The following is a 14,260-nucleotide window of genomic DNA, read 5'->3' as shown; positions in this document are numbered from 1 at the left end:
TTCACCTCCGGGCGGGTGATGCGGGGGCAGGGCCTGTGCGGGGCCGATCCGCGTTTAGGTGAGGGTGGAGGAGTAGGTGCGGGCCGTGGTGTAGCGGCCGCGCCGCGCGGTCTGGAAGGTCACGAACGCGTCGCCGCTGCGCGCGCTGTGCCGCGCTATCCGGCGGGCGGTTCGAAGGTCGCTGGTCGAGAGGCGGCGGGCGCGGTCCTGGCCCGGGAACGTGATGAGTAGCCGGAATCGGTTGCCGCGCGGAGGGGTGCGCCGCGGCGCGGGCTTCTTCATGCCGTCACCCCCGCCGGGAACTCGTCGTGGGTGATGCCGTCCAGTTCCCGGCCGGCCTTCTTCTTGCCCACCTTGCAGACGTGCGCCAGGCCCGCGCCGGGGCCGGTCTGGGGGGAGCCGGGTTCGTAGAGCGTGCCGTCGAGCGCCAGCGCGCGGGCGCCTGCGACTACGTGTCCGTCGCCGTCCACGGGGGTGTGGGGGCCCCAGTCTCCCCACTGTTTGAACGAGAACGGCACGCCCGCCTTGGCGCACTGGTCCCGCAAGTCGCGGACCCAGTCGGGATGCATCGGCCGGGCCTTGGGCCCGGTCTCGCCGCCGACGACACACCAGTTGATTCCGTGGAGCTGGTTCGTGCAGCAGTCGCCGAGGTGGACGAAGGAGGCGGTCAGGCCGTGGCCTCGCTGGCTGCCCATCGGGATGACGGCCTGCTTGAGGTCGACGGGTCCCAGGAGCGGCTCGGCGCTGATCCAGCGGACGGCGGCGGGCGTGTCCAGGAGGACCGGGATCCGGATGTCGGCGGTGCGCTGGTCCTCGACGGAGACTCCGAGATGCACGTGCGGCAGGGGCTCGGCGAAGTTGCTTCCTGACCGGCTGCGGTAGTGCTCGCGCCGGGCGTGCGTCAGGCCCGGCGTTGTCTCGTCGTCCACGAGCCTGGTCAGGGCTTCCTCGCAGGCCGTGCGGAACGCGTGGCTGGACAGCAGGGACCGGGCCCGGCCGGGGCGCTTGGTGAGGATCTGGTAGGTGTGCTGGCTGGCCAGGCACATCACGGCCCAGACCTGGGCGATGAAGTCGTCCGGCACGTTCTTGTGGAACAGGTCGCTCTGCGAGTTGACGAAGATCTTGCGCGGCTTGCGTCCGCGCAGCGGCTGCATGAGGCGCCGGTGGAGGAGGTTGACCTGGCCGGTCCAGTCGAGGCGGTCCCCGGTCTTCTGGACTGTGCCGGCGAACGCCGCCACGACCTGGGGGTGCGGGTTGTGCGAGTGCCGCCATGCCTCTCGGATCGCGTAGCACCCGTCGCAGCCGCTGCTCACGCGGTCGCAGCCGATGATCGGGGACCAGGTGTCGTCCGTCCATTCAATCGAGGAATTCGTGGCCATCAGGAGTACTCCAGCGTGTGGATCGTGGCGAGCGTGACAGGGACTGCTCCGGGGGCGGTGCGGGAGCACAGCGTCCAGCGGTCGGCCAGCGAGCCGGTGTCGTCGGCGGAGGGCTCGGAGAGCAGGCGTACGTGGACGTGGTGCATCTCGTGCACGTCCTGGCCGGGCGGGAGCTGCTCGGCGGCGTTCTTGGCGTGCGCCCAGAGGTCGTGGTGGCCCAGGCGCAGCAGGGTGCCCCGCCATGTACGCAGGTCCCCGGGCCCGGCGGGGGCGCCCAGCGGGTGCGGACCGTGCTCGGCGGCGTGCCAGGTCTGCTGTGTGGCGTGGAGCTCTGCAGCGCCGAGCATGGCCGTGTACACGGCGCCGCTTCCGGTCCTCGGTTCTGTCAGAACCGGCCGGGGCGCCTGAGCGGACGACCCGCGAACCGGTTCTGACAGAACCGATGCGGGCGGGTCCGACGGCGGACGTACCGGTTCTGACAGAACCGAGGTAGGCGGGTCCGACGGCGGACGAAGCGGTTCTGACAGAACCGGTGTCTTCTCGTCGGCACGGTTGCCGGCCGCGGTCAGCAGGCCTCGAAGTGCGTCGCGCTCGGCGGTCAGCCGGTCGATGAGGTCCAGGAGCTCGGGGACGGCCTCACGGCCGGTCGCGAGGTCGGCGATGTTCTGCCGGATCTCGTCTTCGGTCGGGTCCTCTCCGGGATCCCAGGTCTCCAGGTTGATCTCCAGGACCTGGTCCGTGACCTTGTAGGAGGAGGGGGTGGACCACATCGTGATGGTGCCGGTGTCGTCCCTCCGCACGTGCTCGAGGGCGGCCTCCCGCCAGAGTTCCAGGGAGCCCTGGCAGTCGGACAGGAAGAGCGGGTTCTGTGAGGCCCGGTCGGCCAGAGCGCGCAGACGCGCCTCGCGCTCGAACGGGAGGCCCGGCGTGGTCACCGCAGCACCGTCCCCTCAGGCTCGTGGAGCTCGGCGAGGCAGTCGTCGTGCTGCGCGTTGCGCTCGGTGCGGATGTAGTCGCGGTAGCCGTCCAGCTCCGCCCGACTCACCAGCTGCCGGGTGGACCGGGCGAGGGTGGGGTCGCTCATCCACTCAAGGCGCGTCTCCAGGACGCTGAGCGGGGCTCCGCCGTCGTGCTCCTCGGCAGCCTCGTGCCACGCGAGCTGGTAGGCGGTGTTGCGGTCCGAGAAGACGGGCGCAAGGACCAGGTCGGGGGTCTTCATGGTGTCCTCCGGGTCAGGCGCTGCACAGCTGGAGCTGCACGGGCGCGGTCGGCAGGTCGGAGTCGGAGAGGTGGCGCTGGATGGCGGCCCCGGGAGTGATGCGGGTGATGGGGCCGAGTTCCTGCGCCTCGTGCTGGATCTCGGCGATGGACATGCCGTTTTTGAAGGTGTGGCCGATCTGCTGCTCGGCGGCCACGTAGTCGGCGGTGAGGCGGGGGCTCATGCGGGCGGCGCAGACGAGGTCGGCGCGGGTGGCCAGGACGCACAGTCGGCAGGAGAGTCGCTCCATCCCCGCGTCGTAGGCGGGGTGGTACTCCAAGCCGCGGTCCTTGATGTGCTGCCAGACCTGCCGGGTGGACCAGCGGATGATGGGATGCCAGCGGATCACCGTGCGGCGGCTGTTGGAGCGGGAGCGGTCGATGACGAACTCGGGCTTTCGGGCGCGACCAGCGGACTCCTCGGCGCGAAGGCCCACGCAGTAGTAGAGGATGACGTGCCCGACGCCCTCCGTTTCGCGGACGTCGTCCGCGTGGTGGGTGACCCGCTTCATGCCCTCGTTCTCCTTCTGGTCCGAGGTGCACCAGCGGGCGTCCGCAGAGGGCCACAGCTTGCGCTGCTCCAGGAGCTGGTCGAAGAGGCCGCCTCCGGGCCGGGTGGTGATTTCCAGGGGGATGCCGTAGCGAGCGGTCTGACGTCGGACCAGGTCCTGCGTGCCGGGCCACTCGACGGGCTCGTTGCTGAAGCTCTCGCCGGTCCGGCCGAGGTCGTTGTGGACGGCTATGACCTTGTGCAGGGCCCCACGGGCGGCGGCCTGGGTACAGACGACGTCCTCCATGACGGCGCTGTCCTTCCCGCCACTGGTCAGGACGAGGACGCGGTGTCCGTGCGCGAACGGGTCGTGCCGCTGGGGATGGATGAGCAGATGGCCGATCGGCATGCGGACCGGGGCCAGCCGGTGGGCGAGCCCCTGCAGGGCGATCAGGATCGTGCGCCGATCGGTGAAGGCCACCCAGGCGTTGAGTCGTCGCCAGGGGGCGGGAGCGGCGAGGTCCAGTTCCTGCGCGAGGCGGTTGAGGGCGTCGGTCAGGGTCGAGGCCTTCTTGGCGGCGACGGCCATGGCCTCCATCAGGTCGCCGCCTTCGGCGACGCGCCGGGAGGTCGCACGGTAGATCTTCGCCAGCCGGGCGCGGGTGGTCATCGTGCGCTCCTCACTGCCATCGGGGTGTCCTGCCGTGCGGGGTGGGCGAGGTCGTCGGCCGTGGCCAGCCGCTCCAGCAGCCCGATGACTTCGCTCTCGCTGGGTGCTCCGCTGCGGGTGAGGGTGTCGCCCTCGATCACCCAGGAGGCGATGTGCTCGACGAGGTTCGGTTCCGCGACGGGCCGGTCGGCGGGAGGCTCACCGGGGATAGCGGCGGAGAGCCGCGCCAGGATCTCCATGACGTCCGGCTGTTCGTGGATGAGCCGCAGGGACCGGGCTGGATCGCGGAGGAAGGCGTCAGGGACCTCGCCGGTGACAGCTAGGTAGACCGACGCAGCCAGGTCGAGCCAGGGAGGCCGACCCTCAGCGCGCGGCTCGGCGAAGTGCTCGCTCTTCCGGAGCAGTCCGTGCAGGTTCACGATGTGCTGGGTTTTGCGCAGGGGGGCGCTGAGAGAGGGCATGGGGGCACTCCGCAGGTGGCGTACGGCGGTGGAGGTCCTGCACGGCGAGGCTGGGCGCGTTGGGGGCGCCGGTCAGTAGGCCTCGTTCTCGATGACGTAGCGGACGTGGCAGCCCGAGTCCGGGTCGTCGGTGCAGCGCATCCCGCCGTCGAAGCCCTCGCGCATGTCCACAGCGGATCCGATGGCGTCGCACTCGCAGCACTTGGCGACCTCGTCTCCGGGTGGGAGGCGGATCTCCAGCTGCCGTGCGAGGAACGCGGACAGGCTCGTTCGAAGGCGGGCGGGGAACGGTTCAGCACTTCCGGGATCGACGTATCCGGCGTCGTCGTACCCGAGCGCCAGCAGCGTGCAGTCGACGAGCATGCGCTGGCTCTCGGATAGCGAGTAGTAGTCGACGACGGTGCGGCGCACCGGCGAGCACCACCTCCCAACCAACGGGTGCCATGTGGTTCAACGGACCCCACAATAACGCATATCAGGTTGGCAAGACAACCTAGTTTTTCGGAAGTGTGGCGTACGCAGAGACACCACGCGGTTCTGACAGAACCGCCCCTGGGGCCTGTCGGGCTTCCGCCAAGAGCTCCGGTACCGACTGCAGGGGCCGTGCGAAGCGCACGAACCGGGCTTCGTAGAATTACGTCCGTGACGAAACACCTCGCCCCCCAGCTGGATCGACCGCGACAGGACGAGGAGCAGGCCGGCTCGGTAATCGCCGTCCGTGAGTCCAGCCTGGTTCGGGAGCAACTGGTGCAGCGCACGTGCGCATGGTGCGGCACCCCGGTCCCGTACAAGGGCAAGGGGCGGCCGCCGCAGTACTGCAAGGCCGCGCACCGAACCCGCGCCTGGGAACTCCGCACCGCGCAGGCCCGCGCCGCTCGGCCTGTGGCCGATGGAGGCCGGACCCGAGAGCCCGTTCGCGAGGTAGTCGAACGCACCGAGACGGTCGTGCGGACCGTCGTTCGAGAGGGCCCGGTCAAGGTCAGGGTCATTCCCGGCGTGCGGCTGAGCGGCGAGGCCTACACGCTCCCCGAGGACGCAGTCGAGTGGGTTCAGGCCCTGATGTATCTACGCCGGCATGCGAGTTCCCCGAAGGTCTACTCCTTCAGAGAGCACGTCGCCCGCGCGTGCGAGACCACCGCCAAGGTGCTCCGCGATGCCGCCCCTGCATTCCCTGCCCCGGACCGGCCGGCCGCGGCCGCGCCCACCAGAACGCCCTGACACCGCACGCGAGCGTCTGCCATCGGCGTCGGTTTGACGAGCAGTCGCCCAGCCGAGCGTCCGAACACCCCTTTGCGCCGGGCCGCGATCCCATGCGAGGCGTACTGCACACAGCACTGTGGGCACCCCCTCACGGGAGCGCCCACAGTTGTCCGCGGCTCCACTGGCCCACACGACCTCGAAGCCTGCGCTTGACGCGCACCCCACACTCTACGTGGACGGCCCCTGGCATGCGGGCGAATACAGAATCAAGATCGTCGGCCGGAGCAGCTGCACCGGCCGTCGCTTCATCCCGTCCTGAGATCCAGGGGCCGCGCTCCGGGCCCCGGCACGTCAGTCTCCTCCGCATGCTGGGACCCACATCCGGTTCTGGCAGAACCAGCCGAGCGCGGAGCACATCCAGCAGCAGGCCGGGCGGGCCCGCCGGGCCAGCAACTGCGCGGCAGGGGCGGGTCAGTCGCTCTCAGGGCTGTACGCGTCTGGCTCGTAGGCGTCGAACGGTTCGTCGGGTACATCAAGCATCGCGTACGGGCGTGCTCGCTCCGTCACGTCCCGCAAGTTGACCAGGCCGAAGGCGGCCTCGGTATAGCCGGCGTCGAATCCTAGGAAGAGCTCCTTGCCGGGCAGCTCCTCGACGGACCACTTCTTGTTCTTGCGTTTTGGATCGGCCGGGCCCTTCTGCGCGACGAGGCCGGTGAAGGACGCCTCGTCGAGGTGCTCAATGGTGTTGCGCAGTTTCCTCAGGAGCTCGTCCGGCTCCTCGGCACCGCCGGTGATCTGTTGGTGAGCCCGAGACCAGCGCTCCATCTGGTAGGCCGACATGACGAGTCGGTAGCCACGGACCCACACATCCTCGAGTGCCCGTGCGAGATCGTCCTCGGTAGGCGACCACTCCTCCCCGTAGTCGATCGCCCGATCCGTCCATGCGGCCTTGCTCGCCGCCTGGTAATAGCTGTGGGCGTCGCGCTGGACGGACCGCGCCCACAGCGCCAGCATCCGCACCACGACCCTGGGGCGCGCATCCGCGGAAGGGGCCGGCGATTCGGGCGCGGAGGGATCCTCGGCGCCTGGCAGGCCCGGCAGCAGCACGCCGTGCCCGTCCGGCGGAATGCGGACCGGACGGCGCGCATCAGGCGTCCAACCCCGCGGCGGGGTCCAGTCGTCGGACGGCGGCGGCCATCCATCTGGCGGCGGCCACTCTGGGGGAGCTATGTAAGTCATTCGCACATCATCGACTCACCTCTCCCGGAAGGAACCGTGCGCGCGAGGCGTCGTCGGCCGGAATCGCGACCGAGGCACCAACCCCATGCGACAGCGCACCCGGCACCACTGCCTCCTCCGCAAGGCACTGGGCTCGGCCGCGTAGCTGAGGCGACACGCTGCCCCGCTCAGCAGGCCCCCGGCTGAGACCTCCGGTTGCCGCCACGCGATCACGCCGAAGGCCGGCGAGCGCACCGCGGTGGGGCCGACAACGGCCCGCCACACCCCCGGTCCACGGCCCACACCCCGCGCGAAGTAGCTGAAGCGAGTGACGAATACCAACTGTTTGACCACATCGATTCCGTTTTACCCCTGCACAAGCCAGGGGTTTCTCCAAGGGGTTCCGGAGAGAACCACTACGCTTCGGTCCCGTAAGTCCCACACGACTTGTCGAAGCACAAACATCGGAGGGTGCGTATGCCGCGCGGACAAGCAGGCGGCTCAACGCTCACGCCACAAGAACCCATCAAGCTCAAGGAAAAGCCCTTCATCCAGGCCCCGAAGCCGCGGGGGTCCGGCATCACGGTTCCGATCGCGCAGATCGCACCGTGCCCGCGGAACCTCCGCGGCGACGACCTCTGGCCGGACCCGGAAGAGCGCGACCGCATGGTCGCATCCCTCAAGCGCAAGGGCCTGATCCAAGCCCTGGTCGTCGTCGACGTCGAGGAGTACGTCGCGCACTACCCCGAGGACGAAGAGGCGTTCTCTCCTGACCACCGTTACGTGGTGGTCGCCGGTCACTGCCGGCTCGATGCCGCTCCGGATGCTGGTCTCACCGATCTCCGGGTCGACGTCCAGAATGAACACGCGAGCGATGTCGACTCCATCTTCCTCGACGAGAACCTCAACCGTCAGGCGCTCACGTGCTTTCAAGAGGGTGAGGGATACCGGCGGCTCCGGGCCAACAAGGGGTGGAGCGACAAGGAGATCGCGGAGCACTACGGCTTCGGCAAGTCGAAGAGCCGCGTCACCAAGCGCATCGCGATCCTGCCCCTGGCTGAGGTAGCCGAGGCGCGCGAGTCGATCCTTTCGTCGGAGAGGGGGTCCCTGACCCCGGACAAGGCGTACACGATCATCTCCGTCGTCAAGGACCCGCAGCTGGTGATGCCGACCTACGAGATGATGACGGCTCGTAACCTCGACGCGCGCGAAGCCGGCCGACTTGTTCAGCTGTCGACGATCGAGGCGGAGAAGACCCCCACCCCGATTCCCCACCCCGCCACGAGCGAGGAGTCCGCGCCGCCCGCTTCAGAGAGCAAGGACGAGCAGACACCCACACCCGGCGGGGAGCAGCAGCTCGAGCAGCAGTCCGAACCAGGGGACGACTCCGACGGCGGCGAGGCAACCGGTTCTGACAGAACCGACAGCAGCGACAAGGGCACCGACGACGAGACGGGCGCGGACGGCAACACCGGTGCCGAGACGGGGACGGCGCAGAAGCAGGAGTCCCGTCTCACCGACATGGAGAAGCAGCAGATCTCGGCGGACGCGCGGCGCGAAGAGGCCTGCAAGCTCCTGGTCCAGGAGTACAGGGAACCGCTGGTCGATGGGCATGTGGTGCGTACCGCAGCGACCACTCTGGCCATGGTTGGCTCCCAGACCGTACGGTTGGCCCACAAGTGGCTGAGCGAGATCGACTCGTCGCCGGCACAGGGGTACAGCAGCCCCAACTCCTACCGGGACCACGTCCTGGCCGGGCAGGACGGCGCGCTGATGCTGCAGTTCGCGTACGCGGTCGCCCTCGCTGACGACGAGCTTCGCGCCCAGGATCGCCGCCGTAAGCCGGACTTCCGTGTGATCCGGCACTGGCGATACCTGATCGAAGCCGCCAAGTACGAGCCCAGCTCATGGGAGCAGCAGTACCTGCGCTAACCCCGCGCTCATGTCCGCGAGCGCTCCACACACCCACACACTGCTCGGAGCCATCTCAATGCTCACCACCGACTTCATTCCGCGTCTGTACGCGCCGCACGTTCCACCGGTCTACATCCCCATCAACCGCGCCGGCTCCGTCGGGAAGACGACGTACGGCTGGAACGCCTGCGTGCAGGCCGCGTTGAAGGGCAAGCGGGTCCTCTACATCGACACCGACCTTCAGTCGGACGCCTCGTTCTACTCCGGCTACGACGGAGACCAGCTCCCGCCGAACGTCGTCACCGTTCACGACGTGATGCTCGGCAAGCACACCCTCAAGGAAGCGATGGTCCCCGGCCGCACCCGCATCGCGCAGGGCGACGAGGACGAGGCCTTCCAGATCATCCCCAACCTGTATCTGGTCCGGGGTGACGAGAAGATGAGCGCCGCCGACAAGGAGCTCGCCCAGGACGACAAGGGTGTCTTCTGGCTCCAGGTCGCCCTGGCGAAGCAGATCGAGGAAGGCGAGTTCGACTTCATCTGGATCGACCCGCCAGCCTCGCTCGGCACCCTGACCATCTCGCTGCTCCTGGCCGCCACCGAGGTCATCTGCTGCATCAAGCCGGGTCGCAAGGAGCTGCGCGGTGCCACGGCTCTGATCCGGCGTGTTGAGGAAATCAGGGAGGAGTACGAGTACTTCAACGCCAACCCTCACGTGCGCTGGGTCTTCATCAACGAAGGCAAGCGGGCCGAGAGCCAGGGCAAGTTCTACCTCAAGCGCCAGAACGAGGCGCGGGAGATCTACGGCGACATGGTGCTGCCGATGCTCACGTCGAGCACCGCGGTCGCCGAGTCCCTGGACGCTCAGGAGCCGTTGGCCTACTGGGTACCCGACTCACAGCACCGGCTCGCGATCGACCGCTCGCTGGAACAGATGGGACTCGTGGAGAAGGCAGCCGCCTGAGCCCGGTTCTCACAGAACCACCCCTTGGGCAGGCCCCCGTCCGAAAGGCGGGGGCCTGCCCCGTTCCCGGCCGGCCCGCCGCGCGTTCCCGACGGCCTGCACTCTCCCGACGGATTGGGCCGCTCGAAGGAGGCCTCACGCACTGCGGGCACCTCGCAGCGCGGTACGCGCCCGCGCGGCACCGACGGCATAGGGGTCGACCACTGCACCGGCCTGCAGGACCTCAACCGGCAGCGTCCCCTGGAGGACACCGGTCCGCAGCGCCAGCAGGTGCCGCACCGCACGGTCACGCGCCTGTTCACCCGCCTCGCGGGCCGCCTGCCGGGCACAGGCCCGTGTCCCGTACCGGCGCCACGACCGCATCGTCGCCGAGTACGCGGCCTGCGCCTCCAGTTCGGCGGACGCGCTGGAGGCCAGGCTCTCCAGCGCGGAGCTCCGCAACGTCGCTTCGGTGGCCTCGGCGGCGAGCCGCCCGGCCAGGGCGAGGGCATGCTCGGAGACCTCGGTCGTGCCGGCTCGCTGACGCAGCTCCTCTTGAGCCGCTTGAATGCTGTGCCGCAAGGCGTCCTCCGCCGCGGCCGCCGTCGTGCGGACGTCGTCAGCATTCGCGGGATCCGCGCAGGCCGCAGAGGCAATGGTGACCGCCCGGCGACTCACCAGCTCGATCGCGCGCTTCTCTCGGCACGTTCCGCACAGCCCACCAGCGTCCGAGGTCCCGCAGCCTTCGCAGGGTGCCGTCTCCCGGGCCTGCGCCGCGGCCTGTTCGGTGAGGCGTTCCTGCTCGGCGCGGGCCCGCCGTTCCTCGAGGAGCTGCTGCCGCTCGGCGCGTTCCTTCTCGGCACGCTGGCGCCGGAGCGCAGCACGGCCGGCCGCGCGGTCGGTCTCCTCGCGCATCCGCTCCTCGATCGCACGCTGCCGCTCGGCGCCCCCGATGCCGGGCAACTGCGCGTCGACGTCCGCAGCCACCCGTCCGCGGAGTGCACGGCGGTCCGCGACGAGGTAGTCGCATGTTCCGCACGACTCACGGGTGTCGAGCCGTACGCCGTCGTCGCACCGCACGTCGCTGCACGATGTGCGGCGGGGCAGCCCCCGGCTGATGAGCCAGCCGACCGGATCGTTGACATGCGCCGGACCATCCTGCTCATCGAGGCGCCAGTAGAGCCGCTCGGCCAGGGCTCGCGGCGCCCGCTGCGGACCGGTGACGTGGGACAGCAACTCGAGCTCGCGGCGCGCGGCAGCGACAACGCGGTCACGCGCACCCTGACGATCAAGCCGAGCCCACAGCGTGGAGACCGGACTCAGAACAGCCTCAAGATCCTTTGGCGGGCGCGGCACCGCCCCTCGTTGCTGCTGCTTTTCTCCTGACACGAGCTGCAGACGACGGGCGGCCGTAGTAGCTCTTCCCGGATCGGTACGGCTGTCGAAGGGGGCGAAATCTGAAGGCTGTTCCCCGCGAAGCGGGCTACCGGATGCACCGCCGAGCGGCGGCCGAGGGTCTTCAAGGGGGTCGATCGGGTTCTCCTCGCGCACGCCCGCGCGCTCCGGCAACGCACCGGTGTCAGACGCGGCTTCGCCGGAAAAACCCAATTCAACAGTGGGGGGAAAGACGACCGGAACCACTGAAGGGTGATCAGTGTGAAGGTCCGCCGTACCGTCGGGGTCTGAATTCCCGGCGTCCTGATCCATGGGAACGCTGTTGAACTGGCGTTCCTTGCGTGGCTGTGCCCCTTCACTTGCCCCCGCCGTAGCGTCAGGGTCTCTGGAATCAAGGGATCGAGCAGAACGGAGGGCCCTCCCCGTGGCCCCGGCGCGGGCCTTATGGGCGGCGGCCACCGCCGGAATGACCAGGCGACTGCGGTGAGGGAGACCTGACTTCGTCGCGAGCCGGACCCGCTCGACGACGCCAGCTGTTTCCAGGCGATACAGCACCCGCTCACCACCAGACGCCGCACACCCCAGCAGACGTGCCACTGTCGCCGCCAGCCGACCGCGGCGAGCGGGCACCGAACCGCCACAGAGGCGCACCCGCCCCGTCTCGGCCGCCTCGAGGGTCAGCTTCAGCAGGGCCAGGCGATCGGTGGCCGCCCCGCGTCCCGTTCGTCTGCCGAGGAGCCCAGGCGGGGTGACCGTCCCATCCCGGTGCTCCCATCCCGGCGCGAACAGGGCCTCGCAGAGTCGCTGAAGCGTTGCGAACTCCTTGCGCTGCAGAGCGAGCGGGTGGCCGACGACGCCGTGCGCGTTCCACAACGCCACGACCTCGCAGCGCAGAGCCCGGTCCTCGCCGAACTCGCCCGGGATCGTGGCCGTGCGCACAGCGCCAGCCTGACGCAGCCCCGGCAACACCACAGAGGAGACGTATGACTCCGACAGCCCCATCCAGCGGCCGAGTTCGCGCACCCGGATCTCCACCACGCCGGTCGCCTCCGGTGTACGGGAGGCAAGCACCACCAGCGCGAGGCGCATCGCGTCGCTCAGGAACGTCGGCGTCAGGATCTCCACAGCCTGCGAGAGCCGAGCCCGGGTATCGCGCCCCAGGGCCAGCGGATGCTCGGCAGCCCGCTTCGGCGCCGGTCCTGCCTGGTCGGGCACGGCCTGCAGCCGGCGAGAGCTGCGTGGAGCGGGAACCCGGTCCGGAGCCGTGAGCGCGCTCACTGGACCGGCCACGATGAAGTGCTCTCGCACGTCTCCGGCCGACGCGGTCCTCGAGAACCCGGGTCCGCCGGAGAGATGTTGGCCACGGCCGGCCGCGCGAGGGGGCTGCCGCCTCGGCGATCGGCGGCCGTCAGACGCCAGACCTGGCCAGAACCAGGCTGTCGAGCGGCGGCGCGGGTCGCAGAGCGGTGGCCGCGTGAGTACGCGTGGTCACCCGATCCGGGGATAGCGGCCCGGCACGCCCTGTTTTCGGCATGCCGAGGGTGACAAAGAGCAGAGCTGTCCTGCATCATGTTCCGGCGGTCGTCTTTCTCTGAAGGAAGGCACGACAAAGCCCCATCTCCGGACGGGGCAGGTTCCGGGAAGAACCGATTTCGCCTGATCACAGGGCATTTACGCCGGTGATCCAGGCACGCTGCGGCAGAGGGAGCCGGAGCGCTGGCAGGTGGGCCGAGAGGGCCGGAGGGTGCGGGAACACCCGAAGGCCGGAGGATGGCCCGGGCGGTTGCGTCGGGAAACGCGCCGCCCTTCGAAGGACTACGTCATGGAGCCCCCTCGGTTGAGGGGCTGGACGTGCTCAACCACCGGCAGGGAAGCGCCGACGGGAGTCAGTGGCCGCGACACGCGGTCGCGGAGATCACAATTTGGCTCGATGGCGATGTGATTCTCGCCAGAGCTGCAGATGTGACGTCTTGAGTTTTGGATGCACGGGTATCCTTGACCCATGTCGGCCACCGTCCTTACTACGGTTCCGACTCCGGCCCCGCGGGGAGCTTGCTCCCAACCAGGTGTTGTCCGCACCTGGATGCGGGGCCGGCGCCATTTTCGCTTGTGGTGACTGGAGGCCCGTGCCACGGGGCCGTCCGGCCAGGCGGTCAGCCTACCTTCTGTCCACATGCTGTGCACGACCCCTTCCTGATCGTGTCGAACGCGGCCTCCGGCGGCTCCGCCCCTGCTGACGACGCTTTCTGACGCACCATCAGTGTCGACAAACCGATGTTGTTGCTTGCCCGGACGGCCCTCTGCCTTCGCCAAGTCCTGTGACCCGTGGGTCAGCTGACGGATCGGGCCGCACTGAGAGCGCGTTGGGCACCGCCGTGTCAACGTCTCTGCGGGGCACGCCGACACGGGAGTCCCGCCGTATCCCGACGTGCTTGTGCGGGCGGTCCGTGCGGCGTGTCGAGGGCCGGCCGTGAGCCGAGGGCATCGCGTCATGGCCGGGACTCGTCATCGACGCCGACCGCCGCGCGGGCGCGCAGCCGGGCATAGAGCACCGGGAAGGACTCTGGGGTCTGCCGCAGGCGGCCGGCGGTGTGGCGCAGCAGGGTGAGAACCTCGTCGAGGGTGCGGCCGGACTCGTCGTTCCACTCGGCCAGGGCCCGCTGGTTGGGCGGGAGTTCCAGCTGCTCGGTGAGGGCGAGCAGAGCGTCGTGCGCGCGGCCCGCCTCGTGCAGCTTCGGCGCGTCAGGGTGGGCGTCGCCGGTGCAGGCGGCCCACACGGCGTGGTCGATCCGCTTGGGGCGGCGCAGGGAGCGCGGTCCACGGGTGTCGCACGGGCCCGGCCGCCAGCCCCAGTTGGTGAGGATGCGGTGTGCCTCGTCCAGGACCTGCGCGAGGGTGTCGGCGGGTACGTGCGGCGGGGTCGGGGCGGCGGAGGCGGGCATGCGGTTCTCCGGGTGGTGAGGGCGGGCCGCCCGGCGAGCTGTCCGCCGGGCGGCCCCGATGGGTGTCAGGCGGCCATGGTCATGTCGCCGGGCGTGAGATAGCGCTCCATCTCGACGCCGGTGATGCACTCCACGAGCAGGCAGACGAGGACTTCCGCCGCGTTGGGCGTGACCGCGTTGCCGTACTGGCGGACGCGCTGCCGCTTGTTGCCCAGGACCTCGTAGTCGTGCGCGAAGCTCATCGCGCGGCCGATTTCCTCGGGCTGGAGCATCCTGAAGCGGACGTCGTTGATGTCGAGTTTGAACTCGCCACCTCCGACGAGCGCGTACCGGTCGCGGGTGCTCAGGGCACCGATGGGGTCGACGACGCTGCTGGCCTGGCCGTTGCCGT

Annotated in this window: 14 protein-coding genes; 3 read left to right on the top strand and 11 right to left on the bottom strand. The window is 69.5% G+C overall.

Annotated features, from left to right (window positions below):
- Positions 1-54: 54 nt before the first annotated feature.
- The 7 genes from ACZ5FU_RS27100 to ACZ5FU_RS27070 form a co-directional block, all read right to left on the bottom strand.
- Positions 55-282 carry a hypothetical protein gene (locus ACZ5FU_RS27100; protein ID WP_469047182.1) on the bottom strand — a complete coding sequence of 76 codons (228 nt, stop codon included), beginning with the start codon at positions 280-282 and terminating at the stop codon, positions 55-57.
- The gene (locus ACZ5FU_RS27095) at positions 279-1,379 is read right to left on the bottom strand and encodes a DUF5131 family protein (protein ID WP_469047181.1); all 1,101 of its coding nucleotides are present in this window, start codon (positions 1,377-1,379) and stop codon (positions 279-281) included. Before ACZ5FU_RS27095 ends, ACZ5FU_RS27100 begins: the two co-directional genes overlap by 4 nt.
- A complete protein-coding gene (locus tag ACZ5FU_RS27090; RefSeq protein ID WP_469047179.1) occupies positions 1,379-2,314 on the bottom strand; it encodes a hypothetical protein in 936 nt (311 codons plus the stop codon). The genes ACZ5FU_RS27095 and ACZ5FU_RS27090 overlap by 1 nt, the downstream gene beginning before the upstream one ends.
- On the bottom strand, positions 2,311-2,598 hold the full coding sequence (locus ACZ5FU_RS27085; protein WP_469047178.1) for a hypothetical protein: 288 nt from the start codon (positions 2,596-2,598) through the stop codon (positions 2,311-2,313). The genes ACZ5FU_RS27090 and ACZ5FU_RS27085 overlap by 4 nt, the downstream gene beginning before the upstream one ends.
- A 13-nt stretch (positions 2,599-2,611) precedes the next feature.
- Positions 2,612-3,796, bottom strand: a complete 1,185-nt coding sequence (locus tag ACZ5FU_RS27080) for a phosphoadenosine phosphosulfate reductase family protein (protein ID WP_469047177.1) — start codon at positions 3,794-3,796, stop codon at positions 2,612-2,614.
- On the bottom strand, positions 3,793-4,257 hold the full coding sequence (locus ACZ5FU_RS27075; protein ID WP_469047176.1) for a hypothetical protein: 465 nt from the start codon (positions 4,255-4,257) through the stop codon (positions 3,793-3,795). Before ACZ5FU_RS27075 ends, ACZ5FU_RS27080 begins: the two co-directional genes overlap by 4 nt.
- 72 nt (positions 4,258-4,329) lie before the next feature.
- Entirely contained in the window at positions 4,330-4,668 is a 339-nt protein-coding gene (locus tag ACZ5FU_RS27070) for a hypothetical protein (RefSeq protein ID WP_469047175.1), read from the bottom strand.
- 231 nt (positions 4,669-4,899) lie between these two features.
- Here ACZ5FU_RS27070 and ACZ5FU_RS27065 point away from each other — a divergent pair, with 231 nt between their 5' ends.
- Complete coding sequence (locus ACZ5FU_RS27065; protein WP_469047174.1) at positions 4,900-5,475, top strand: hypothetical protein; 576 nt, start codon at positions 4,900-4,902, stop codon at positions 5,473-5,475.
- Positions 5,476-5,928: 453 nt separating this feature from the next.
- Here the strand turns inward: ACZ5FU_RS27065 and ACZ5FU_RS27060 are convergent, their stop codons facing one another.
- Entirely contained in the window at positions 5,929-6,564 is a 636-nt protein-coding gene (locus ACZ5FU_RS27060; protein WP_469047173.1) for a hypothetical protein, read from the bottom strand.
- A 588-nt stretch (positions 6,565-7,152) separates the two neighbouring features.
- Between ACZ5FU_RS27060 and ACZ5FU_RS27055 the strand changes: the two genes are divergently transcribed.
- Together ACZ5FU_RS27055 and ACZ5FU_RS27050 are read left to right on the top strand one after the other, a co-directional pair.
- A complete protein-coding gene (locus ACZ5FU_RS27055) occupies positions 7,153-8,607 on the top strand; it encodes a ParB/RepB/Spo0J family partition protein (RefSeq protein ID WP_469047205.1) in 1,455 nt (484 codons plus the stop codon).
- Positions 8,608-8,665: 58 nt separating this feature from the next.
- The gene (locus ACZ5FU_RS27050) at positions 8,666-9,553 is read left to right on the top strand and encodes a ParA family protein (RefSeq protein WP_469047171.1); all 888 of its coding nucleotides are present in this window, start codon (positions 8,666-8,668) and stop codon (positions 9,551-9,553) included.
- A 135-nt stretch (positions 9,554-9,688) separates the two neighbouring features.
- Here ACZ5FU_RS27050 and ACZ5FU_RS27045 read toward each other — a convergent pair whose 3' ends face one another.
- The 3 genes from ACZ5FU_RS27045 to ACZ5FU_RS27035 form a co-directional block, all read right to left on the bottom strand.
- Complete coding sequence (locus ACZ5FU_RS27045; protein WP_469047170.1) at positions 9,689-12,142, bottom strand: hypothetical protein; 2,454 nt, start codon at positions 12,140-12,142, stop codon at positions 9,689-9,691.
- Between the two features lie 1,274 nt (positions 12,143-13,416).
- Positions 13,417-13,869 (bottom strand): DUF6197 family protein, encoded by a 453-nt coding sequence (locus ACZ5FU_RS27040; RefSeq protein WP_469047168.1) that lies wholly within the window; start codon positions 13,867-13,869, stop codon positions 13,417-13,419.
- A gap of 65 nt (positions 13,870-13,934) precedes the next feature.
- Positions 13,935-14,111 (bottom strand): hypothetical protein, encoded by a 177-nt coding sequence (locus tag ACZ5FU_RS27035; protein WP_469047167.1) that lies wholly within the window; start codon positions 14,109-14,111, stop codon positions 13,935-13,937.
- Between the last annotated feature and the right edge of the window lie 149 nt (positions 14,112-14,260).

The organism is Streptomyces sp. NPDC031554, assembly GCF_055580685.1.
Note: the sequence above shows the minus strand (reverse complement) of the source record. Positions and strands in the feature narration are given on the sequence as shown.